The organism is Streptomyces luomodiensis (assembly GCF_031679605.1).
GTDB classification, from domain to species: Bacteria; Actinomycetota; Actinomycetes; order Streptomycetales; family Streptomycetaceae; genus Streptomyces; species Streptomyces luomodiensis.
Map to the genome: position 1 here is coordinate 4,781,881 of NZ_CP117522.1, position 23,496 is coordinate 4,805,376.

A 23,496-nucleotide genomic window follows, 5' to 3' on the forward strand; every position below is an offset into this window, starting at 1 on the left:
GCCACTACTCGGCGAGCATGCCGCGCCGCAACCGGCCGAGCGCACGGCTGAGCAGCCGGGAGACATGCATCTGTGAGACGCCGAGTTCGGTGCCGATCTCCGACTGCGTCATCTCCTCGCCGAACCGCAGCTGCAGAATGCGGCGGTCCCGCTCCCCGAGCTGTTCCACCAGCGGCTTGAGCGCGTGCAGGTTCTCCACGGCCTCCATGGCCGGGTCGACGTCGCCGAACCGGTCCGCGTACGTGGTCACGCGGGCGGCCCCGCTCTCCTGGTCGGCGGGCGCGTCCAGCGAGGTGGTGAGGTAGCCGTTGCTGGCCACCAGCCCGTCGATGACCTCGTCCTCGCTCAGCTTCAGGTGCTCCGCGAGCTCGGCCGTCGTGGGCGACCGGTCCAGCCGCTGGAACAGCTCCTCGTTCGCCTTGGCCAGGTCGATGCGCAACTCCTGGAGACGGCGAGGGACGTGCACCGCCCAACTGGTGTCACGGAAGAACCGCTTGATCTCGCCGACGATGTACGGCACGGCGAAGGTCGTGAACTCCACCTCACGGCTCAGGTCGAACCGGTCGATCGCCTTGATCAGCCCTATGGTGCCGACCTGGACGATGTCCTCCATCTCCACCGTGCGGTTGTGGAACCGCCGGGCGGCGTACCGGACCAGCGAGAGGTTGAGCTCGATGAGGGTGTTCCGCACGTACTGGTACTCGTGCGTCCCCTCCTCCAGCTCCGTCAGCCGGTCCAGGAACGTCTTGGTCAGCGCCCGCGCGTCCTTGGGCGCCACCTTCGCCGGTTCGTCCACCGAGGGCAGACCGATCGCTCCGGCACTCTCGATTCCTACTGTGTCGTTGTCACTTACCCGAACCCCAAGTGCGTCCTCAGCTTCCGCCCCTGTCAGCTTCGACGTCACCACGGGTGCCGTGTAGTTCACTGTCGCACTCCCTGTATCGGCTGCATGCTTAGGCTGATTGGGGTCCCGTCTACCCACCTTCCAAACCTCCATGCCTCCTTGTTTCCGGCCAGCGGCGGACCGGCGGCGACGAGCGGCCGCATAGGGGAGGGATCGGCAACCGCCATGACGGGGCGTTAGCCAAGCGTTAGCGGTTCGGCAGCGAGCGTTAAAGGAACGCCAGCGGCGGCCGACACCATGGATGGTGCGCGAGCAGGAACCATCCGTACCGAACGCCCTGGGGGTCGTCGCCATGTCGCACCGCATTCTCAACCGCCGCATCCGGAACGCCGGCGTGGCCGCGGTGATCGCCGCAGCATCCGCCGTCGCCCTCACCGCCTGCGGAAGCAACGACTCCTCGTCCGACGCCAAGGGGAACTCCTCCTCCACCGTGTCGTCCGCCACGAAGGCGTCGGGGTCGGACGCCTCGATCCACAGCCAGGCGGGCAAGCAGGCGACGACCCTGAGCGGCTCGGAGGCCGACACCTTGCGGGCGACCGCCGAATGCCAGCCGGGCACGCTGAAGGCGACCCTGGACTCGGCCGGCACCTCCCAGGCGGAGATGAACCACCGGGGTACGTTCCTGCGGGTGACCAACACCGGCGACGAGACCTGCGTGATCAGCGGCTACGCCGGGGTGGCGCTGGAGGGCGCCGGACACACCGCCATCAAGACCACCGCCCGGCACGGCAACACCTACTTCGCCACCGACCCGGGCGCGCACCCGATCACCCTCGGGCCGGGCAAGAGCGCCTGGGCCGACCTGGTGTGGACCACCACCGGCGTCGAGACCGCCCACGCGAAGTACCTCCAGATATCCCCGACGGGCAGCAACTCCCACAGCACCGTCCCCTTCGCCGAGGACCTCGACAACGGCACCCTGTCGCTGACCGCCTGGTCCTCCAAGCCCCCCATCAACGCCTGACCAACAGCCGAGCACACGACGAAGCCCCGGTGCGGACAGCGGTCCGCACCGGGGCTTCGCCGTACGTCCGCCACAACAGTGCGAAGATCGAGCCCTGATCATTGACCGAGACGTCAACAACGCAGCTCAGGAGCGCCGATGGACCTCAACCTGCTGCGCGCCCTGGACGCCCTGCTCCAAGAGAACAGCGTGACCCGCGCCGCGGAACGACTCGGCACCTCCCCCGCGGCCGCCAGCCGCACCCTGGCCCGGCTCCGCCGTGCCGTCGGCGACCCGCTGCTGGTCCGCGCGGGCCAGCAGATGGTCCCGACCCCGCGCGCCCTGGAACTCCGGGAGGAGGTCAGCGCGTTGCTGCGCGGCTGCGACAACGTGCTGCGGCCCGGAGCCGGTTTCGAGGCCGTGCACCTCCAGCGCACCTTCACCGTGCAGGCCGCCGACCTGCTCCTGGTGGGACTGGCCGGAGCCCTGACCGACCGCATCCACACGGAGGCCCCACAGGTGGACGTGGTCTTCCTGCCGGAGGCGGTGGAGGGCGGCCCCGCGCTGCGCCAGGGCCTGGTCGACGTCGAACTGGGCGTCCTCGGGCATCTGGACCCGGAGATCCGCACCCAACAGCTCACCCGGACCAGGATGGTCGGCATCGCCCGCAGCGGTCACCCCCTCTTCGACGGGCGCATCGACGCCCGCCGCTTCGCCGCCGCCGCCCACATCGGCATCTCCCGGCACGGCAAACGCCTCGGCCCCATCGACGAGGCACTCGCGGAACGCGGGCTGCGGCGCCGCGTCGCGGTCGTCGTACCCAGCCACACGAGCGCGATGATGCTCGCCCGCAGCACCGATCTGGTCGCCCTCACCCTGGCCGACTGGCTCCCCGACACCACCTCCGCACTGGGCCTGCGTACCTTCCCGATCCCCCTCGACACGGCACACATCGACATCGGAATGGCCTGGCACCCCCGCAACTCGGCCGACCCGGCCCACCGCTGGTTCCGCGACCACCTGGCAGCCGCGGTCCTGAACCCACCCGGCAGTACGAAGCCCTCCCCCTCGCCCCCTCCTCGCGGCGCATGAGAGACACCGACTCACGTCGACGACGCCTCGGCCAGGAGCAGGGCGCGTTCGCCGGAGCCTTTGCAGCCCCCGTCCGGCTCAACATGGGGATCGTGGACGTCTTCGCGCACCGGCAGCCGAGCCCCGGCTCCCGGCGATCCGGTGCAGTCGCCGCAGTCAGGAGCGGCGACTTTCCAGCCTGACCAACGTGAAAGAACCCCAGCTCGGACACTGTCCGGGCTGGGGTTCCGTGGAGCCGCCTAAGGGAATCGAACCCTTGACCTACGCATTACGAGTGCGTCGCTCTGGCCGACTGAGCTAAGGCGGCATGCTGCGGAGCCAGATTGGCAGCAGCAGCGTCGCCAAGTCTACACAGTTTCGAGGGGTGCTCCGTACGGGGCCCGGTGGGGCCCGGTGGGCTGGTCAGCGGCAGCGGGTGTGGGGGGCGGGTGGGCGGCCGGTGAGGAGGTAGGTGTTGATCGCTCGGTCGACGCAGCCGCTGCCGCGGCCGTAGGCCGTATGGCCGTCGCCGTCGTAGGTGAGGAGGGTGGCGGAGGAGAGCTGGGCGGCCAGGGAGCGGGCCCAGCGGTAGGGGGTGGCGGGGTCGCGGGTGGTGCCGACGACGACGATGGGGGCGGCGCCCTTCGCGTGCAGGGGGTGCGGGGTGCCGGTCGGGCGGACGGGCCAGTAGGCGCAGTTCAGGGCGGCATAGGCGAGGGCCTCACCGAAGACGGGGGACGCCTTCTCGAAGGCGGGGAGGGACTTCCTGACCTCGGCGGGGGTGCGGAAGGCGGGTGGGAGGTCGAGGCAGTTGACGGCGGGGTTGGCGTACATGAGGTTGGCGTACGAGCCGTCGGTGTCGCGCTCGTAGTAGAGGTCGGCGAGGCCGAGCAGACCGCCGCCGTGGCCGCGCATCGCGGAGCGGAGGGCGGTGCGCAGCTGCGGCCAGGCGGTCTCGTCGTACATGGCGGAGATCACGCCCATGGTGGCGAGGGACTCGCCCAGGGCGCGGGACTCGCCGGTGCGGACCGGATGGGAGTCGAGGCGGGCGAAGAAGGCGCCGAGCCGGTCGCGGGCGGCGGCCACGGAGCGGGTGCCGAGGGGACAGCCGGTGCGGCGTACGCAGTCCTTGGCGAAGGCGGTGAAGGCGGTCTCGAAACCGGCGGTCTGGTCGCGGTTCATGCGCCGGGAGGACAGCGCCGGGTCGAGCGCGCCGTCGAGGACGAGACGGCCGACGCGGTGGGGGTAGAGGTCGGCGTAGGTCGCGCCGAGGAAGGTGCCGTAGGAGGCGCCGACGTAGTGGAGCTTCCGGTCGCCCAGCGCGGCGCGCAGCACGTCCATGTCGCGGGCCGCCTCGACCGTCGAGACATGGCCGAGGACCCGGCCGGAGCGGTCCGCGCAGCCTCGGGCGAACTTCTTGTAGGCGGCGACGAGGCGATCGGTCTCGCCGGGGGCGTCGGGCGTCTGGTCGGTCTGGGTGAAGGCGTCCATCTGCTTGTCGCTCAGACAGGTGACGGGCTCGCTGCCGGCCACGCCGCGCGGGTCCATCGCCACCATGTCGTAGCGGGCGCGCACCCGGGCCGGGTAGCCCACGGCCGCGAAGCTCTGTAGATAGCCGATCGCGGAGCCGCCGGGGCCGCCGGGGTTCACCAGGAGCGAACCGATGCGGCGGCCGGGGCCGGTCGCCTTCTCGCGGGAGACCGCGAGCTTCAGGTCCCGGCCGGTGCCGGGTCTGGCGTAGTCGAGCGGAGCCTTGAGCGTGGCGCATTCGAACTCCGCGCCGCCGCAGGGGCGCCAGCTCAGCGTCTGCTCGTAGTACGGCCTGAGGGCCGCGGGGACGGCCCGCTTCGACATGGACGCGGCGCGCGGCGAGGAGGCGCCGGCCGAGCAACCGGAGGACAGCAGGGCGGCGGCCGCGAGGGCGGCGCCGAGCGTCCGGAGCGGGCGGCTGCTGTGTCGGGTGTCCATGGGCTGATCCCTCGGTTCGCGGTCGAGTCGCGGGACCACCCCGGCCGGATCACTCGCCTTGATCACCGAATCACTTGGATCACTGCTGGATCACTCGGACCGATGGATCGTTCGGATCGCTCGGATCACTCGGATCGCCGGAGATACGACCGGTTCGCCCCCTTACGGAGGGTATCCACCCGGACACACTCCATGCGTCCGGAAACGAACCCGTATGGGTGAGATTCGGTCCGCCCACACGGGTGACTCAGCCGGCCCGCAGCGCCATGGTCATCGCCTCGACCGCCAGCAGCGGCGCCACATTGCTGTCCAGCGCCTGACGACAGGCCGTGATCGCCTCTATCCGGCGCAGCGTCCGCTCGGCCTTCGAGCCCGACGCGATCCGCTCCAGCGCGTCCCGTACGTCGGTGTTGGCGAGCGCGACCTGGGAACCGAGCTGGAGGGCCAGCACATCCCGGTAGAAGCCGGTCAGCTCGGTGAGCGCGAGGTCGAGGCTGTCGCGCTGGGTGCGGGTGGCACGGCGCTTCTGCCGGTCCTGGAGCTCCTTCATGGCCCCGGCCGTGCCGCGCGGCAGCCGCCCGCCCGTGCCGGCGGCGGCGCCCAGGGCGGCGCGCAGCTCCTCGGTCTCCTTGGCGTCGACCTCCTCCGCCAGCTGCTTGGCGTCCTCGGCCGCCGCGTCGATCAGCTCCTGCGCCGCCTTGAGGCAGCCGCCCACGTCGTCGACGCGCAGCGGGAGCTTCAGGACGGCGGCGCGCCGGGCACGGGCCCGCTCATCGGTGGCCAGCCGGCGGGCGCGGCCGATATGGCCCTGTGTGGCGCGGGCGGCGGAGGCGGCGAGCTCGGGGTCGATGCCGTCGCGCCGGACGAGGACGTCGGCGACGGCGTCCACCGAAGGCGTGCTGAGGGTGAGGAGGCGGCAACGGGAGCGGATCGTGGGCAGCACATCCTCCAGCGAGGGCGCACACAGCAGCCATACGGTGCGCGGCGCCGGCTCCTCGACGGCCTTGAGGAGGACATTGCCCGCGCCCTCGGTAAGGCGGTCGGCGTCCTCCATGACGATCACCTGCCACCGGCCGCCGGCGGGCGACAGCTGGGCGCGGCGGACCAGGTCACGGGTCTCCTTGACGCCGATGGAGAGCATGTCCGTCCGGACCACCTCGACATCGGCGTGGGTGCCGACGAGGGCGGTGTGGCAGCCGTCGCAGAAGCCGCAGCCGGGGGCGCCACCGAGCGCCCGGTCCGGGCTGACGCACTGGAGCGCGGCGGCGAAGGCGCGGGCGGCGGTGGCCCGGCCGGAGCCGGGCGGGCCGGTGAACAGCCAGGCGTGGGTCATCCTGGACGACGACGCCGAAGACGCCGACGCCGACGCCGCCATGGGCTCCCCGGCGGAGGCGTCGGCCGCCTCACTGGCCGCCGTGACCAGGGCATCCGCATCCCGCGCGGCAGCCGTCAGCTGGGCCGCTACTCGGTCCTGCCCGACCAGGTCGTCCCACACCGCCATGGCTGCCTCCGCCGTCCGTGCTTACGGCATCCCATTGTGGTCCACCCCACCGACAGCCCGGCGCACCCCTCGGCAACGACGCCCAGCCGGCCGTCAGCGCACCACCGTCACCACGCGCCCTCAGCGGTACCGGCCGTCGGCGGTACGGCCGTGTCAGCGACCTGCCGTCGGCAGTACGGGCCGTCAGCCCCCTACCGCAGCGCGCTGACGCCAGCGGTACAGGCTCGGCGGCACCCGCCGTCAGCGGCCCATAACCAACGGCATAAACCCGCAGGACGGGCCGTCGGCCACCTGCCGCCAGCACGCCACCGCCAGCGGTACAGGCGACGCCAGCGACCTACCGCCGACGCCACCGCCAGCAGCACAGGCCGTCGGCGGCACCCGCCGTCAGCGACCTAGCGACACAAACCGCAGCACAGACCGTCAGCCACCTACTGCCAGCACGCCGCCACCAGCGGTACCAGCCGTCGGCAGTACAGGCCGTCAGACAGCTACCGTCAGCACCGCCGCCAGCGGTACAGGCTCGGCGGCAGAGCCAATCAGCGGTACCGGCCGTCCTCGTCGTCGCGCGGGCCGAGCAGCTCGTCGGCCAGCGACGGGAGGTCGTCCAGCGGGGTCTCCTCCGCCCACTCGGGGCGGCGGCGCCGACGACGCGGCGGTTCCGCCCCGCCCTGCGCCTGGCCCTGGCCGTACCCCTGGTCCTGGCCGTACCCCTGGTCCTGGCCCTGGCCGTAGTGCGGCATCTCGCGCGTGCGCTCGTTGTCCCCGCCGTATGCCTGTCCCTGGCCCTGGTCCGGCCGGAACAGCCACGGCGGGACCCGGTCCGCCGGGTCGGCGGACCGCTCGTCCCGTACGGGCGGCAGCACGGCCGTCTCGTCGGCCGCGTTCGTGGGCGGCTCGACGGGCGGCTTGGGGAGCACGGCCGTCTCCTCGGCGTCCGAGCCGTCCGAGCCGCCCCGGTGCTCCTCCGGGCGGTCCTGGGGCCGTACGGACGGCAGTACGGCCGTCTCGTCCGCCTCCGGGCCGTTCTGGGGAGGCACGGGCGGCATGGGCGGCAGCACCGCGGTCTCGTCCGCGTCCGGCCCGACGGCGGGACGGCCCGCCTCGCGACCGCCGGAGGCGTTCTCGCCGCCGCGCCCCACCCGCGGGTCGAACCGCGGCGACTGGACCGTCTCCGTCGTGTCCGGGTCCTCGGCGGCGGGCCCCGCCGCGCCCCGGGTGCCGCCGGTGTCCTGGGGGCCGTCCGCGTCCCGGGAGCCGCCGGTGTCCTGGGGCGGCGGGGCCGGGAGCTCGGTCTCCACGGTCGGCGCGTCGGCTCCGGAGGCCCCGGAGGACGCCGCTTCCGCCGCCAGCCGCGCCTGCTCGGCCCGCAGGAGCGCCTCCTCGGCCTTGCGCTGCTCTTCCTGGCGCCGCGCCTCGGCCTCGGCCCGCCGCAGCGCCTCCGCCTCCGCCTGGAGGCGGCGCCGCTCCTCCTCGGCGGCGCGGGCGCGGTCCTCGGCCTCGATGCGCTTGCGCTCCTCCTCGGCCCTGCGGCGCGCGTCCTCGGCCCGCTGACGGGCCGCCTCCGCCTGCCGCTCGGCCTCGCGCCGGCGGGCCTCCTCCTCTTCGCGGCGCTTGCGCTCCTCCTCCTCGGCGCGCGCCTTGGCGAGCGCCGCCTGGCGCTCAGCCTCCAGCCGCTCCTCCTCCGCCTTACGGGCGGCCTCTTCCTCGGCCCGGCGGCGGGCCTCCTCCTCGGCGGCCTTACGGGCCTCCTCCTGGGCCTTCACCTCTGCCTCGGACAGCGGCAGCATCCGGTCCAGACGGTGGCGCACCGCGGAGGTGACCGCCTCCGGCAGCTGTCCGGCGTCGACGACGAGGTAGCGGGCCGGGTCGGCGGCGGCCAGGGCCAGGAATCCGGCCCGTACCCGCTGGTGGAACTCGGCGGGCTCGGACTCGAGCCGGTCCGGGGCCTCGGTGAAGCGCTCGCGCGCGGTCTCCGGCGAGATGTCCAGCAGCACCGTCAGGTGCGGCACCAGGCCGTTCGTCGCCCAGCGCGAGATACGGGCGATCTCGGTCGCGGCGAGGTCGCGCCCCGCGCCCTGGTAGGCGACGGACGAGTCGATGTAGCGGTCGGAGATGACGACCGCGCCGCGCTCCAGCGCCGGGCGGACCACGGAGTCGACGTGCTCGGCGCGGTCCGCCGCGTACAGCAGCGCCTCGGCACGGTGCGAGATCCCGGCGGAGGAGACGTCGAGCAGGATCGAGCGGAGCCGCTTGCCGATCGCGGTCGCGCCGGGTTCACGGGTCACCACCACCTCGTGCCCCTTGGCCCTGATCCACTCGGCCAGCGCCTCCACCTGCGTGGACTTGCCCGCGCCATCGCCGCCCTCGACGGCGATGAAGAAGCCGGTGGCGGCCGGGGCCTCCGCCGCGCCCCCGCCGAGCAGCGCCTCGCGCAGATCGCGGCGCAGCGGCACTCCCTGCCGGTCGTCGGTCCGGCCGAGGACCAGTGCGGCGACCGGCAGCAGCAACGCGCCCACCAGCATCAGGGTGAAGGCCGCGCCGCCGTGGGCGAACACGAAATCGCCGCTGCCGAGCCGGTGCGGTCCGATGACGGCGGCGAGCAGCGGCGCGACGACCGCGCCGAGCCCGACGCCGACGCGCACGACGGCCTGAAGATGCTCGGTCATCCGGGGCCGGCGGGCCTCCTCGGACTCCTGGTCCAGGAGGGCGTGGCCGGTGTTGGCGGCGATACCCGCCGACACACCCGCGACCAGGGCGATCAGCACGACGGTCGTGGTGTCGTGCACCAGGCCCACCGTGAGCAGCGCGAGCCCGGTCAGCGCGACCGACAGCGCCAGCAGCCTGCGCCGGGAGAGCCCCGGGAGGACCTTCGGGGCCCAGCGGATGCCGAGGGCCGGACCGCCGGTGAGGACGAGGACGAGCAGGGCGAAGCCGACCGGCCCGCCGCCGAGGTCCATGGCCTGAAGCGGGGCGACGCCCACGGCCGCGGCGATCGCGCCCGCCACCCCGGCGCAGGCGAGCACCAGCAGCCCGACGGCGCCGGTGCGGCCCTTGTCGGCACCGGTGCCGGAGGCGGTGCGGGGCCGGCGCAGTCCCTCCAGGGGGGAGCGCGTGCGGCTGGTCTGCGCGCCGGGCAGTTCCAGGAAGACGAGGATCGAGATCGACGCGGCGAAGAGCCCGGCGCCGACGTACGAGCCGAGGGCGACCTGGTGGTCGTGGAACCACTCCACGCCGGTGCCCAGCAGCCTGCCGACCAGGGTGACGACGAGCAGCCCGGCGGCGGCGATCGGCAGCGTCAGGAAGTTCGTACGGAGCGAGAGCCGGCGCAGCGCGTCGAGGTGATCGGGCAGCGGGCGCACCGCGGCGCCCTCGGCGGGCGGCGCCGGGAGCAGCGAGGGGGCCGCGCCGTCCTTGGCGACGGTCCAGAAGCGCTCGGTGACGCCGACGACGAAGGTGGTGATGAGCAGCCAGGCGACGGCGTCGGCGGGGGTCCAGTCGATCCACAGCGGCGCGACGAGGAGCAGCGCCAACCGCAGACCGTCCGCGCCGACCATGGTCCAGCGGCGGTCCAGCGGACCGGTGGGGCCGATGAGCGCGGCGAGCGGCCCGAGGAGGACCGCGCCGAAGAGCACGGTCGCGAAGAGCCGTACGCCCAGCACGACCGCGACGGCGAAGGCCGCGCCGCGATAGCCGCCGCCGAAGGAGCCGGCGGCCACGGACGCCTGAAGCGTCAGCACCACCAGCACCAGCACGGCGAGCGCGTCCCCGGCGCCGCCGACGAGCTGGGCGCTCCACAGCCGTCGCAGGGGCGGATAGCGCAGCAGGGCTCGTACGGCCCGCTCGCGGGAGTCCGCGGCAAGGGCGCCGGAAGTGGGTGTCACGTCCGTTGGCTGCTCTCGCGTCATCCCGCCAGCCTATCCGGATGACATGAATCCACGGCCCCCCGGCCGAACAAACGGGCGGTGAGCCGTGGATGGCGCGGGCCTCACCCCGCCCCGGCCGCGCCGTCCTCTTCGGCGTCTCCGCCGCCTTCCGGCTCGACGTCGGCCGCCTTCCCGCTCGGCGTCCGCCGCCTTCCCGCTCGGCGTCCGCCCGCCTTCCGGCTCGACGTCGGCCGCCTCCCGCTCGGCGCCCGCCCGCCTTCCTACTCGGCGTTCGCCGACGACTTCTTGGCCGCCGTCGTCTTCTTGGCGGCGGTCTTCGCGGTCGTCTTCTTGGCGGCCGTCTTCGTGGCGGTCGTCTTCTTCGCCGCGGTCTTCTTGGCGGCGGTCTTCTTCGCCGCCGTCTTCTTGGCCGCGGTCTTCTTCGCCGCCGCCTTCTTGGCGGTCTTCTTCGCCGGGCCCTTGGCGCGCTTCTCGGCGAGCAGCTCATAGCCGCGCTCGGGCGTGATGGTCTCCACATCGTCGTCGCGGCGCAGTGTGGCGTTGGTCTCGCCGTCCGTGACGTACGGGCCGAAGCGGCCGTCCTTCACCACCACGGGCCGCTCGCTGACCGGGTCGGTGCCCAGCTCCTTCAGCGGCGGCTTGGCCGCGGCCCGGCCACGCTGCTTGGGCTGGGCGTAGATCGCCAGCGCCTGCTCGAGCGTGATGGTGAAGATCTGCTCCTCGCTCTCGAGCGACCGCGAGTCCGTGCCCTTCTTCAGGTACGGGCCGTAGCGGCCGTTCTGCGCGGTGATCTCGACGCCCTCGGGGTCGGTGCCGACCACGCGCGGCAGCGACATCAGCTTGAGCGCGTCCGCCAGGGTCACCGTGTCCAGGGACATCGACTTGAGCAGGGACGCGGTGCGCGGCTTGATGGCGTTCTTACCGCTCTTCGGGGTGTCCTCGGGGAGCACCTCGGTGACGTACGGACCGTAACGGCCGTCCTTGGCGACGATCATGCGGCCGGTCTCGGGGTCGGCGCCCAGCTCGAACTCGCCGCTCGGCTTGGCGAGCAGCTCCTCCGCGTACTCCACGGTCAGCTCGTCCGGCGGCAGGTCGTCGGGGACGTCGGCACGGCGGCCGGTGCCGCCCTCGACCTCCGCGGGGCGCTCGACGTACGGGCCGTAGCGGCCGACGCGCAGCACGATGCCGTCGCCCACGGGGAAGGACGAGATCTCCCGGGCGTCGATCGCGCCCAGGTCGGTGACCAGCTCCTTGAGGCCGCCGAGGTGGTCGCCGTCGCCGTTCCCGGCCTCGGCGGCACCGCCCGGCGTGCCTTCGCCGAAGTAGAAGCGCTTGAGCCACGGCACGGCCTCGGCCTCGCCGCGCGCGATGCGGTCGAGGTCGTCCTCCATCTTGGCGGTGAAGTCGTAGTCGACCAGCCGGCCGAAGTGCTTCTCCAGCAGGTTGACCACGGCGAAGCTCAGGAAGGAGGGCACGAGCGCGGTGCCCTTCTTGAAGACGTAACCGCGGTCGAGGATGGTGCCCAGGATCGTGGCGTAGGTCGAGGGGCGGCCGATCTCGCGCTCTTCGAGCTCCTTGACCAGCGACGCCTCGGTGTAGCGGGCCGGGGGCTTGGTCGCGTGGCCGTCGGCGGTGATCTCCTCGGCGGTGAGCCGGTCGCCCTCGGCGACCTGCGGCAGCCGGCGCTCACGGTCGTCCAGCTCGGCGTTCGGGTCGTCGGCGCCCTCCACATATGCCTTCAGGAAGCCGTGGAAGGTGATCGTCTTACCGGAGGCGGAGAACTCGGCGTCCCGGCCGTCGCTCGCCTGTCCGCCGATCTTGACGGTGACCGAGTTGCCGATCGCGTCCTTCATCTGGGAGGCGACGGTCCGCTTCCAGATCAGCTCATAGAGCCGGAACTGGTCGCCCGTGAGGCCGGTCTCGGCCGGGGTGCGGAAACGGTCTCCCGACGGGCGGATGGCCTCGTGCGCCTCCTGGGCGTTCTTGACCTTGCCCGCGTAGGTGCGCGGCTTGTCGGGCAGGTAGTCGGCGCCGTACAGCTGGGTGACCTGCGCACGGGCCGCCGTCACCGCCGTGTCCGACAGGACGGTGGAGTCCGTACGCATATAGGTGATGTAGCCGTTCTCGTACAGCTTCTGCGCGACCTGCATGGTGGCCTTGGCACCGAAGCCCAGCTTCCGGCTGGCCTCCTGCTGAAGGGTCGTCGTGCGGAACGGCGCGTACGGCGAGCGGCGGTACGGCTTGGACTCGACCGAACGCACCGTGAAGGCGGTGTCGGCGAGGGCGGTGGCCAGGGAGCGGGCGCCCGCCTCGTCCAGGTGCAGGACGCTGACGCCGTCCTTGAGCTGCCCGAGCGAGGTGAAATCGCGCCCCTGGGCGACCCGGATTCCGTCGACGGCCGTAAGGCGGGCACCGAAGGTGCCGGGGTCGCTGACGTCACCGGCCCGGCCGGTGGCAAAGGTGCCGGTGAGGTCCCAGTACTCGGCGGACCGGAAGGCCCTGCGCTCACGCTCGCGCTCGACGACAAGACGGGTGGCGACCGACTGCACCCGGCCCGCGGACAGGCCGCGCATGACCTTCTTCCACAGGACCGGCGACACCTCGTAGCCGTAGAGGCGGTCGAGGATGCGGCGGGTCTCCTGGGCGTCGACCAGGCGCTGGTTCAGCTCGCGCGGATTGGCCACGGCGGCCCGGATGGCGTCCTTGGTGATCTCGTGGAAGACCATGCGGCGGACCGGGACCTTGGGCTTGAGGACCTCCTGGAGGTGCCAGGCGATGGCCTCGCCCTCGCGGTCCTCATCGGTGGCCAGGAAGAGTTCGTCGGAGTCGGCGAGCAGCTCCTTGAGCTTCCTGACCTGGCTCTTCTTATCTGCGTTGACCACATAGACGGGCTGGAAGTCGTGCTCGACGTCCACACCGAGGCGCCGGACCTCACCGGTGTACTTGTCGGGAACCTCGGCCGCACCGTTCGGCAGGTCCCGGATGTGCCCGACGCTGGCCTCGACCACGTATCCCGGGCCGAGGTAGCCCTTGATCGTCTTCGCCTTGGCAGGCGACTCGACGATGACGAGTCGGCGGCCGCCCTGTGCGGTCTCGCTGGTGGTCGGGGACAACTTGGCTCTTCTCTCCGGTCGACTCTCGGTGAACGGGCAGTGCCGCGCGGGTAACGCTTACACGGCCTCCCTCTACGGTGACGCTGCGGAGTGTGACGGTACATCCCGCCCCCGTGTCAAACGGAAAAAGCCCGCAACGCCACTCGAACGGTAACCCGACAACCGACCTGTCTGCCGCCCGGACCGGCACAAGGCAGTGCGGAAGGCCCTGTCAGGCGTAACCCAGGCACCAGATCCCGCCGCCGAGCGCGGCGGCGCCGAAGAGCAGGGAGAGCGTCGCGGAAGCGACGGGATTCACACCGTGTACGACCGGCGCACGCAGCCTCAGGCGCGCCGCCGCCCACAGCAGCAGCGCGGCGCCGAACAGCACGAATGCCGTTCCGGCGAAGATCGCAGGTCCGCTCTCCATGACGGGAGCGTGGCACGCGTGGGAGGCGTGGGCGCGAACCCGGAGTGAACAGCGTGCGACGGCCCGTCCGGCCCCGCTGGCACGCCGCCCCTACGCCCGTCCGGGACGGCCCCCGCGTATCCGCCGGGCCCGGCCCGTCCGCACCGTTCCGCCCCGTCCCGGGCGGCTCTTCGCACACCTCCGGCGGCAGCTTCCTGCCATATGGGGGCGCGGGGCGCGAGGATGTACCACCCGGCGCACGCCCTCACGCGCGCCCCCGGCGTGCTTCATGCCCTGGCACGCACGTTCTGGCGCGTTATATGCCGTCCTCGCCGAATATGCCGTCGTCGCCGACCGGCCGCAGAAAGCCCTGCTCGACCAGGAGCCGGATGGACTGCGGTGTGCGGTCGCGCAGCACCACCGGGTCCTCCCCGAGCAGCTGGGCGATGGCGTCCAGGATCCGGCCCGCGCTCAGTGTGCCGTCGCACACACCCGCGAAACCCGCCCCGACCGTGTCCACCTTCGTGGCGCGCCGCATCCCCCGGTGCTGCCTGAGCACCACATGCTCCGGATCCTCGGCTCCGGGCGGGCCCACCTGCTCCTGGACGACCTCGTCCGCCAGCTGGAAGCGGGCGGTCAGCAGCGCCGCGTCGTCATGCGTCCGCAGGAAGTCCTGCCGGCCAAAGTGGGCCATGACCTCGCTCCCCAGCGGCTGCTCGACCGGATGGGGCCACTCCTCCACGGTCACCGAGGGCCGGTCGGCGCCGGACTTGCGCAGGGTGATCCAGCCGAAACCGACGGCCTTGGTCCTCCGCGCCTCGAACTCGTCCAGCCAGGCGTCGTAGCGCGCCGCGTACGTCTCGCGGCCGGCCAGGTGCTCACCCGCGTCGCGCAGCCACAGCTCGGTGTACTGGGTGATGTCCTGCACCTCGCGCTGCACGATCCAGGCGTCACAGCCGGCCGGGACCCAGGAGGCCAGCCGCTCGCGCCAGTCCTCCCCCTCGATGTGCTGCCAGTTGGCGAGCAGCTGGCACCAGCCGCCGTCGGCCAGATGCCCGGCGGACCGCTGGACGAGGGTGCGGCACAGATCGTCCCCGGACATCCCGCCCTCCCGGTAGACCAGCTCGCTGCCCTCCGGGGCGCGCGGGGAGATCACAAAGGGCGGGTTGGAGACGATCAGGTCGTACGTCTCGTCCCGGACCGGCTCGAACAGCGACCCCTCGCGCAGATCGGGCTCCGGCGCCCCGGACAGGGCGAGGGTCAGCCGGGCGATGGCCAGGGCGCGGGGATTGCGGTCCGTGGCGGTGACGCGGTTGGCGTGACGGCCCGCGTGCAGCGCCTGGATACCGGAGCCGGTGCCCAGGTCGAGGACCCGGTCCACGCGCGCGGGGACGGTGAGACCGGCGAGCGTGGTGGACGCCCCGCCCACCCCGAGGACGAGCCGGGAGCGGTCCGCACGCCCCCGCGCGCCGCCGATCCCTCCCGCACCGCCGACCGCGCAACCCAGGTCGGAGACGATCCACCAGTCCTGGCCCTCGGGACCGCCGTACGGCCGCACATCGACGGTCGCGCGCACCTCGTCGCCGTCGCGCACCAGCCAGCCGTCCGCGAGACAGTCCTCGACCGGCAGGGCCGCGGCCGCCCGCCCGTGGGCCACGGGGTGCTGCAGCAGAAACAGCCGCACCAAGGTCTCCAGCGGGCTCTCGCCCCGGGTGGCGCGCCGCGCCGGGACGGTCTCCCCGCGCGCCAGGGCCGCATAGGCGGACGGACCGAGCTGATCGAGCAGACCATCGGCGGTGAAGGCGGCGGCAGACAGCGCCTCGCGAAGGCGGGCGGTGCGCTCGGGGTCGGCGGTGGGGAGGCGGAACGGGAGCTGGTGCGTACTCACGCCCCCATTGTCGGGGCAACCACCGACAGCGGGCGACGGCAGTCGGCATCGGGACGACATCGCCAGCGCCGCCCGGGGTGACGGGACGACAAGGGGGGCGTGCGACGGGGGCGTTGGCCCCTGGGAGCGGGCCCTGTACGTGGCCCTTGTGAGTGGCCCGTGGGAAGCGGGATCCCGGGCGGGTCCGCGAGGACCGCGCGGAGCCGCCCAGGACAGCGCGGAGCCGTCCAGGACCGCGCGGAGCCGCCCAGGACCGCGCAGTGCCCCTTAGGGCTCCGCCGTGCCCCTTAGGACTCCGCGGGACCCTTAGGACTGCGTAGTGGCGCCGGCGCTCGTCTTCGGCTTCTGGCAGCCGGGCTGCTTGGCCATGGCCGAGCCGACCTTTCCTTCCTGTAGCTTCCGCAGGGCCTGGTCACCCGACTTGCTGAGCTTGTCGAGATCATCGGCGATGTCCTTGAGCCCCTGGGCGAACTTGGACTTGTCCGAGGTGTCCAGCTTGTCGACGGCCGTCCTCAGCTTCGTGTACGCCACGGAGGTGGCGTTGAGCTCCTTGACCGCCTGCTTGTGGGTCTCCTCGCCCTTGTCCACGGGCGGAGCGCCCGCGCTGTTCACGGCCTTGGCGAGCGCGCCGTAGGACTCGGAGATCTCCTGGAACGCCGCGGAGTCGGTCTGCTGAAGCTTCTTGGAGTCCTGCTCGTCGGCGGCACCCTGGATGGCGGTATTGGCGCCCTGAATCTTCTTCAGCTGCGGCTGCACCTCGTCACAGACCGACTTGGCCCAGTCGTTGACCTTCTTGTCCTCATCGCCGCCCCCGCAGCCGGTCAGCGCCAGTACGAGTGCCGCACCGCCGGACAGTGCAGCCACAAGCTTCTTGTTCACCGGATTGGTCCCTTCCATGGCTCTCGGCCCCGGAACATACACGTCCATCCGGCAAGGCCCGCCGAGCAAGCATCCCGTACGCCCTCTTTTGGCAGCATTTGCACCGCACTCATTGTGGACATGGCCTCATCGAGCGGACCGGACGCGGGAACAGGGACGCGGGCGGGCGATGTGCCGTGGCACACCGCCCGCCCGCATGTCGCGGGGGCTTTCCCGGCCCCGTGCCCCTCCCGGGGCTAGGACACCACCGCCGCGTCGGCTGACTTCGCCACGCGCTCGGAGTTGTCTTCGTCACCTACGGCGATGCCACGCCGCTTGGAGAGGTAGACCGAGGCCACGATGATCACGGCTGCGATCGCCGCGATGACCGCGCGCAGCCCCGGGCTCGCGTGGTCCCCGTAGGAGAACTTCACCACCGCGGGGGCGATCAGCAGCGCCACCAGGTTCATCACCTTCAGCAGCGGATTGATCGCGGGGCCGGCGGTGTCCTTGAACGGATCGCCGACCGTATCGCCGATCACCGTCGCGGCATGCGCCTCGCTCCCCTTGCCGCCGTGGTGACCGTCCTCGACCAGCTTCTTGGCGTTGTCCCAGGCGCCGCCGGAGTTGGCGAGGAAGACAGCCATCAGGGTGCCGGTGCCGATCGCACCCGCCAGGAACGCGCCGAGCGCGCCGACCCCGAAGGTGAAGCCGACGGCGATCGGCGCCATCACGGCGAGCAGCCCCGGCGTGGCCAGCTCGCGCAGCGCGTCCTTGGTGCAGATGTCGACGACCCGGCCGTACTCGGGCTTCTCGCTGTAGTTCATGATCCCGGGCTTCTCGCGGAACTGCCGCCGCACCTCGAAGACCACCGCGCCGGCCGACCGCGACACCGCGTTGATCGCCAACCCGGAGAAGAGGAAGACGACAGCGGCGCCGAGGACGAGTCCCACCAGGTTGTTGGGCTGCGAGATGTCCAGGCTCAGGTTCATCTCCCCGGCCACGGAGGTGTGCACCTTGTCCACGGCCTCGGCGATGGCGTCGCGGTACGAGCCGAAGAGCGCTGCCGCGGCGAGCACCGCCGTCGCGATGGCGATGCCCTTGGTGATCGCCTTGGTGGTGTTGCCGACCGCGTCGAGGTCGGTGAGCACCTGCGCGCCCGCGCCCTCGACATCGCCGGACATCTCGGCGATGCCCTGGGCGTTGTCGGAGACCGGACCGAAGGTGTCCATGGCGACGATCACGCCGACCGTGGTGAGCAGACCAGTGCCGGCGAGCGCGACGGCGAACAGCGCCAACATGATCGAACTACCGCCGAGCAGGAAGGCGCCGTAGACGCTGAGCCCGATCAGCGCCGCCGAGTAGACGGCGGACTCCAGACCGATCGAGATACCGGAAAGCACCACCGTGGCCGGGCCGGTCAGCGAGGTCTTGCCGATGTCCCGCACCGGGCGCCGGGTGGTCTCGGTGAAGTAGCCCGTGAGCTGCTGGATCAGCGCGGCCAGCACGATGCCGACAGCCACGGCCACGAGCGCGAGCACACGCGGGTCACCGCTGTGGCCGAGGATCTCGCGGTTGGTGACGCCGTCGAGATCGGCGTAGCTGGACGGCAGATAGACGAAGACCGCGACCGCCACCAGCGCCATCGAGATCAGGGCGGAGATGAAGAAGCCGCGGTTGATGGCGGTCATTCCGCTGCGGTCGGAACGGCGCGGGGCCACGGCGAAGATCCCGATCATGGCGGTGACCACGCCGATGGCCGGGACGAGCAGCGGAAAGGCGAGCCCCGAGTCGCCGAAGGCCGCCTTGCCGAGGATCAGCGCGGCCACCAGGGTGACGGCGTACGACTCGAAGAGGTCCGCGGCCATGCCCGCGCAGTCGCCGACGTTGTCGCCGACGTTGTCCGCGATGGTGGCGGCATTGCGCGGATCGTCCTCGGGGATGCCCTTCTCGACCTTGCCGACGAGGTCGGCGCCGACGTCCGCGGCCTTGGTGAAGATGCCACCGCCGACCCTCATGAACATCGCGATCAGCGCGGCGCCGAGCCCGAAGCCCTCCAGCACCTTGGGCGCGTCGGCGGCGTAGACCAGCACCACACAGGAGGCACCCAGCAGGCCGAGGCCCACCGTGAACATGCCCACCACACCACCGGTACGAAAAGCGATCTTCATCGCCTTGTGCGAGACGGCCGTGAGATCCGCACCCGGCGCGCCCGGCTTACCGGGCGTGGAAGATGCCGAATCGCCATTGACGGGTGTGGTGGGGGTTTCGGGGGTGGCCTCCCGGGCGGCGGCGGCGACCCGCACATTGCTGCGCACGGCGAGCCACATCCCGATATAGCCGGTGGCCGCCGAGAATCCCGCACCGATCAGAAAGAACGCCGAACGCCCGATGCGCTGCGGCCAGTCGTCCGCGGGCAACAGCATGAGCAGGAAGAACACCACCACGGCGAATCCGCCGAGGGTACGCAGCTGCCGGGCCAGATAGGCATTGGCGCCTTCCTGAACGGCCTCGGCGATCTTCTTCATACTGTCCGTGCCCTCGCCGGCCGCGAGGACTTGTCGTACCAGCACCACCGCGACCGCCAGTGCCGCGATCGCGACGGCGGCGATCACCAGCACGATCACACGGTTGTCGTCGGTCAGCTCTGCGGCGGCCAGGGTTGGGGTGAGGTCCAGCTGATGAGGGGTGAGAGGCCCCGCCATTCGTCCTCCTTGACGTTTGGCACATGGGCGCGCAGCAGTTCTGCGACCGCAGAAGAGCCGCCACGCTCAGGCGTCCTGAGCTCGAGATGTGGACGGATTGTAGGGAGCGTCACACGATCAAAACAGGGCACCGGAATGGGAATTCGCCCGCACCAGCGAAGATCAATAGGTTTGGCGGTATGAATTCCTTCGGAAGAAGGAAGGTCGACAATTAACTGACGGATGTAAAATGATCTACATAAATGATCTCACGCCGCTCTAAGAAAGCGCTGCTCAAAGGATACGCGCGAGATCGAAAATGCGCGCGCCGAGAGGCCCGCTGTGGCCATAGGGCCGAGCGGAGCACGGGCACGCCGACGCCCCGGACCGGCGATCATGAAACGGCCGATCCGGTGGTACAGCGGATCAGTAAGGCACGGCCCGGAGCGGGGCCCAAGGCCCTCCGGCGGGGCAAGGCCCCGAAAGGCCCCGATCGGAGAGGGCAAGCACATCAGGGCCCCGGCCAGGACACGAGATCTGGCCGGAAGAGACGCTGAAGAAACCAGGAGAAGAAACCAGGACAGGACAGGGCCCTGCCCCAACGAGGTCAGGTCAGCACACCCGGAACCGGCCAGGACACCGGAACCCGGCCGGAAGGGCCAGTACAGAGATCTGCCCAATGGGCCAGGAAACCGGGACCCGGCGTGAAGGGCCAGGACAGGCATCTGCCCAATGGGCCAGGACACGGGCTCGGCCACGACAGCCGGACCCGGCAGATCGGCCTAGCAGATCGGCCTAGGACACCAGGGGCTGGGAAGCGGTCGGCCAGCTCATCCGGATCAACCCACCGGTCGCGCTGGTCGTCACCTCGACATCGTCGACGAGCCCGCTGATGACGGCGAGTCCCATCTCGTCCTCGCCCTCGGCCTCGTCCTCCACCTCCGGGTGGGAGCCGGGCGCCAGGGCCGCCGAGGTCGGGGATTCGTCACCCACCTCGATGGAGAACTTCTTCTCCTCCTCGGTCAGCATCACCCGCACCGGTGCCTCCACCCCATTGCTCAGGTGGAGCCCGACCGCACGCGTGCATGCCTCGCCGACCGCGAGCCGCACCTCGTCGAGCACGGCCTCATCCACCCCCGCCCGGCGCGCCACGGCCGCCGCGACAAGACGGGCGGTCCTGACGTGCTCGGGCAGCGCGCTGAAGCGGAGTTCGACGGTGGCCATGCCATCCCCCTCGGGCGTATGGGCGTGCGTATGGGGAGGGCCGGGCGTGCACCGCCCGGAACCCCCTATCTGTGTCTTCCTTCGGCGATCTTGTCAGTCGGTCGCCGCGACAGCGTCCTCGACCGAGGTGTGAATCGGGAACACCTTGGTCAGGCCGGTGATGCGGAAGATCTTCAGAATGCGCTCCTGGTTGCAGACCAGGCGCAGCGAGCCCTCGTGGGCCCGCACTCGCTTGAGCCCGCCGACGAGCACGCCGAGTCCGGTGGAGTCGAGAAAGTCGACGCCCTCCATGTCGACGACCAGGTGGTAGTTGCCGTCGTTGACAAGCTCGACCAGCTGCTCACGCAGCTTGGGCGCGGTGTATACATCAATCTCGCCACCGACCTCGACGACCGTGCGGTCGTCGACGGTCCGGGTCGACAGGGACAGGTCCACGGATCCTCCAGCACCTTGCATCGAGCGGTCGCCCCCCATGGATCGGCAGCCGCGATGGCATTCAATCACTTACCAGCAGGCGTGCACGACGCCTTGAGCCCATTGTCCGTCAGACCAGTGACACACTCGGTGTCGATGGCCCACAACCAAATCCCGCGGCAGACGGGCATACACCCCTCACCCCGGGCCGTCCTCGGGCGGCTGAGCACCGGGGCGGGCCGGGGCACACGCATCACTCATACGGAGCACTTGCCCCCGCGTCCCGGAACCCATGCCCACTGGCCCTCGGCGATCCGTCCGGAGGTGATCGACGCCATTCGCGCGTCCGGTATCGAGCGCCCTTGGACCCACCAGGCGCGCACGGCCGAACACGCGCTGCGCGGGGAATCCGTGGTCGTGGCCACCGGAACCGCCTCCGGCAAGTCCCTCGCCTATCTGGCCCCCGTCCTCAGCACCCTGCTGGACGGCTCGGAGGCGCCCAGCGGACGGGGAACGACCGCCCTGTACCTCTCCCCCACCAAGGCGCTGGCCGCCGACCAGCGCCGCGCGGTGGCCGGCCTCGCCGCCCCGCTGGGCACCGGTGTCCGGGCGGCGGTCTACGACGGCGACACGCCCGTCGAGGAGCGCGAGTGGGTCCGCCAGTACGCGAACTATGTGCTCACCAACCCCGACATGCTGCACCGGGGCATCCTGCCCGGCCACCCCAGGTGGTCCTCCTTCCTGCGCGCGCTGCGCTATGTCGTGATCGACGAATGCCACACCTACCGGGGTGTCTTCGGCTCCCATGTGGCCCAGGTGCTGCGCAGACTGCGCCGCGTCTGCGCCCGTTACGGCTCCTCGCCGGTGTTCCTGCTCGCCTCGGCCACCGCCTCCGATCCGGCGGTCGCCGCGAGCCGACTGACCGGCGTGCCCGTCGTGGAGATCACCGAGGACAGCTCGCCCCGCGGCGAGGTCGTGTTCGCCCTCTGGGAACCGCCCCTGACCGAGCTCCACGGCGAGCAGGGCGCCCCCGTGCGCCGCACGGCCACGGCCGAATCCGCGGACCTGCTCACCGACCTGGCCGTCCAGGGGATCCGTACGGTCACCTTCGTACGCTCCCGGCGGGGCGCGGAGCTCATCGCGCTCATCGCCCAGGAGCGGCTCGCGGAGGTGGACCGCTCGCTGCCGGGCCGGATCGCCGCCTATCGCGGCGGTTACCTGCCCGAGGAGCGCCGCGCCCTGGAGCGGGCCCTGCACTCCGGTGAGCTGCTGGGGCTCGCCGCGACCACCGCCCTGGAGCTGGGGATGGACATCGCCGGGCTGGACGCCGTGGTGGTGGCGGGTTACCCCGGCACCCGCGCCTCCCTGTGGCAGCAGGCGGGGCGAGCCGGGCGCACCGGCGAAGGGGCCCTCGCGATCCTGGTGGCCCGGGACGACCCGCTGGACACCTATCTCGTCCACCACCCGGACGCCCTCTTCCGGCAGCCGGTGGAGTCCACCGTCCTGGACCCGGACAACCCCTATGTCCTCGCGCCGCATCTGTGCGCGGCCGCGGCCGAGCTTCCGCTCACCGAACCGGACCTGGAACTCTTCGGCCCCGCCACCGAGGAGCTGATGCCGCAGCTGGAGCAGCGTAAGCTGCTGCGGCGCCGGGCGACCGCCTGGCACTGGACCCGCCGTGAGCGCGCCGCCGACCTCACCGACATCCGCGGGGCGGGCGGCAGCCCGGTCCAGGTCGTGGAGGCGGCGACCGGGCGGCTGCTGGGCACCGTGGACGCCGCGGCGGCCCACACCACCGTGCACGAGGGCGCCGTCCATCTCCACCAGGGCCGGAGCTATCTCGTCAAACAGCTCGACCTCGACGACTCGGTCGCCCTGGTGGAGGAGGCCAGTCCGCCCTACTCGACCACGGCCCGCGACACCACGGCGATCTCCATCCTGGAGACCGCCACCGAGATCCCCTGGGGGGATGCGCGACTGTGCTTCGGTTCGGTCGAGGTCACCAACCAGGTCGTCTCCTTCCTGCGCCGCAAGCTGATCACCGGTGAGGTCCTCGGCGAGTCCAAACTCGACCTTCCGCCGCGCACCCTGCGCACCAGGGCCGTGTGGTGGACGGTGACCGATGACCAGCTGGAGGAGGCCCGGGTGCACCCCCAGGCCCTCGGTGGCGCCCTGCACGCCGCCGAGCACGCCTCGATCGGCATCCTGCCGCTGTTCGCCACCTGTGACCGCTGGGACATCGGCGGGGTGTCCGTCCCGCTGCACCCCGACACGCTGCTGCCGACGGTCTTCGTGTACGACGGGCATCCGGGCGGCGCGGGCTTCGCCGAGCGCGCCTTCCACACGGCCGCCCGCTGGCTGGCGGCCACCCGCGAGGCGATCGCCGCCTGCGAGTGCGAGGCGGGCTGTCCGTCCTGCATCCAGTCGCCCAAATGCGGCAACGGCAACGACCCGCTGGACAAGAAGGCCGCCGTCCGCCTGCTGACGACCCTTCTCGCCGGGGCCTCGGAGCAGCCGCCGGCCGCCGAGTGACCGCTCCCCGCCGTCCGGCCCCGACGCCACCAGCCGCCGCGCCCCGGGCGGGTCCTCCGACCGCTCCCCGCCGTCCGGCCCCGACGGCCGTGCGGTGACGGGAGTGCCCACGGGGCCCGCC

Annotated in this window: 14 protein-coding genes and 1 tRNA gene; 3 read left to right on the plus strand and 12 right to left on the minus strand. The window is 71.8% G+C overall.

Annotated features, from left to right (window positions below; translation table 11 throughout):
* Positions 1–4: 4 nt before the first annotated feature.
* Positions 5–829, minus strand: coding sequence for an RNA polymerase sigma factor SigF (locus tag PS467_RS19980; RefSeq protein WP_311039917.1), 825 nt, complete (start codon positions 827–829; stop codon positions 5–7).
* Between the two features lie 367 nt (positions 830–1,196).
* On the opposite strand from PS467_RS19980, the gene PS467_RS19985 reads away from it, so the two are divergent.
* The gene (locus PS467_RS19985) at positions 1,197–1,868 is read left to right on the plus strand and encodes a DUF4232 domain-containing protein (RefSeq protein ID WP_311036434.1); all 672 of its coding nucleotides are present in this window, start codon (positions 1,197–1,199) and stop codon (positions 1,866–1,868) included.
* A gap of 138 nt (positions 1,869–2,006) precedes the next feature.
* A complete protein-coding gene (locus tag PS467_RS19990) occupies positions 2,007–2,939 on the plus strand; it encodes a LysR family transcriptional regulator (RefSeq protein WP_311036435.1) in 933 nt (310 codons plus the stop codon).
* A 230-nt stretch (positions 2,940–3,169) separates the two neighbouring features.
* Here the strand turns inward: PS467_RS19990 and PS467_RS19995 are convergent.
* The 11 genes from PS467_RS19995 to bldG all read right to left on the minus strand — a co-directional run bounded on the left by PS467_RS19995 (position 3,170) and on the right by bldG (position 20,864).
* Positions 3,170–3,246, minus strand: a tRNA-Thr gene (locus PS467_RS19995).
* 95 nt (positions 3,247–3,341) lie between these two features.
* Positions 3,342–4,886, minus strand: coding sequence for an alpha/beta hydrolase (locus PS467_RS20000; RefSeq protein ID WP_311036436.1), 1,545 nt, complete (start codon positions 4,884–4,886; stop codon positions 3,342–3,344).
* Positions 4,887–5,133: 247 nt separating this feature from the next.
* Positions 5,134–6,387, minus strand: a complete 1,254-nt coding sequence (locus PS467_RS20005) for a DNA polymerase III subunit delta' (RefSeq protein WP_311036437.1) — start codon at positions 6,385–6,387, stop codon at positions 5,134–5,136.
* A 539-nt stretch (positions 6,388–6,926) separates the two neighbouring features.
* Positions 6,927–10,295, minus strand: coding sequence for a dTMP kinase (gene tmk / locus PS467_RS20010; protein ID WP_311036438.1), 3,369 nt, complete (start codon positions 10,293–10,295; stop codon positions 6,927–6,929).
* Positions 10,296–10,534: 239 nt separating this feature from the next.
* A complete protein-coding gene (gene topA, locus PS467_RS20015) occupies positions 10,535–13,387 on the minus strand; it encodes a type I DNA topoisomerase (protein WP_311036439.1) in 2,853 nt (950 codons plus the stop codon).
* Positions 13,388–13,598: 211 nt separating this feature from the next.
* Positions 13,599–13,796 carry a hypothetical protein gene (locus PS467_RS20020; protein WP_268973008.1) on the minus strand — a complete coding sequence of 66 codons (198 nt, stop codon included), beginning with the start codon at positions 13,794–13,796 and terminating at the stop codon, positions 13,599–13,601.
* Positions 13,797–14,091: 295 nt separating this feature from the next.
* Positions 14,092–15,723: a DUF7059 domain-containing protein gene (locus tag PS467_RS20025; protein ID WP_311036440.1), complete on the minus strand. Its 1,632-nt coding sequence runs from the start codon at positions 15,721–15,723 to the stop codon at positions 14,092–14,094.
* Between the two features lie 246 nt (positions 15,724–15,969).
* On the minus strand, positions 15,970–16,542 hold the full coding sequence (locus tag PS467_RS20030; RefSeq protein WP_268973010.1) for a small secreted protein: 573 nt from the start codon (positions 16,540–16,542) through the stop codon (positions 15,970–15,972).
* A 236-nt stretch (positions 16,543–16,778) separates the two neighbouring features.
* Complete coding sequence (locus tag PS467_RS20035; RefSeq protein ID WP_311036441.1) at positions 16,779–19,226, minus strand: sodium-translocating pyrophosphatase; 2,448 nt, start codon at positions 19,224–19,226, stop codon at positions 16,779–16,781.
* A gap of 774 nt (positions 19,227–20,000) precedes the next feature.
* Positions 20,001–20,429 (minus strand): ATP-binding protein, encoded by a 429-nt coding sequence (locus PS467_RS20040; protein WP_311036442.1) that lies wholly within the window; start codon positions 20,427–20,429, stop codon positions 20,001–20,003.
* Positions 20,430–20,522: 93 nt separating this feature from the next.
* Entirely contained in the window at positions 20,523–20,864 is a 342-nt protein-coding gene (gene bldG / locus PS467_RS20045; protein ID WP_014061729.1) for an anti-sigma factor antagonist BldG, read from the minus strand.
* Positions 20,865–20,918: 54 nt separating this feature from the next.
* Here bldG and PS467_RS20050 point away from each other — a divergent pair, with 54 nt between their 5' ends.
* Complete coding sequence (locus tag PS467_RS20050; RefSeq protein ID WP_311036443.1) at positions 20,919–23,375, plus strand: DEAD/DEAH box helicase; 2,457 nt, start codon at positions 20,919–20,921, stop codon at positions 23,373–23,375.
* Positions 23,376–23,496: the final 121 nt, after the last annotated feature.

Excerpts from the sequence above, each read along its gene's own strand:
- PS467_RS20005 (WP_311036437.1), bottom strand. The coding sequence starts at position 6,387 with ATGGCGGTGTGGGACGACCTGGTCGGGCAGGACCGAGTAGCGGCCCAG.
- PS467_RS20020 (WP_268973008.1), bottom strand. The coding sequence starts at position 13,796 with ATGGAGAGCGGACCTGCGATCTTCGCCGGAACGGCATTCGTGCTGTTC.
- PS467_RS20035 (WP_311036441.1), bottom strand. The coding sequence starts at position 19,226 with ATGGCGGGGCCTCTCACCCCTCATCAGCTGGACCTCACCCCAACCCTG.
- PS467_RS20000 (WP_311036436.1), bottom strand. The coding sequence starts at position 4,886 with ATGGACACCCGACACAGCAGCCGCCCGCTCCGGACGCTCGGCGCCGCC.
- PS467_RS20040 (WP_311036442.1), bottom strand. The coding sequence starts at position 20,429 with ATGGCCACCGTCGAACTCCGCTTCAGCGCGCTGCCCGAGCACGTCAGG.
- PS467_RS19990 (WP_311036435.1), top strand. The coding sequence starts at position 2,007 with ATGGACCTCAACCTGCTGCGCGCCCTGGACGCCCTGCTCCAAGAGAAC.
- PS467_RS20025 (WP_311036440.1), bottom strand. The coding sequence starts at position 15,723 with ATGTCGTCCCGATGCCGACTGCCGTCGCCCGCTGTCGGTGGTTGCCCC.
- PS467_RS20050 (WP_311036443.1), top strand. The coding sequence starts at position 20,919 with ATGGCATTCAATCACTTACCAGCAGGCGTGCACGACGCCTTGAGCCCA.
- tmk (WP_311036438.1), bottom strand. The coding sequence starts at position 10,295 with ATGACGCGAGAGCAGCCAACGGACGTGACACCCACTTCCGGCGCCCTT.
- PS467_RS19985 (WP_311036434.1), top strand. The coding sequence starts at position 1,197 with ATGTCGCACCGCATTCTCAACCGCCGCATCCGGAACGCCGGCGTGGCC.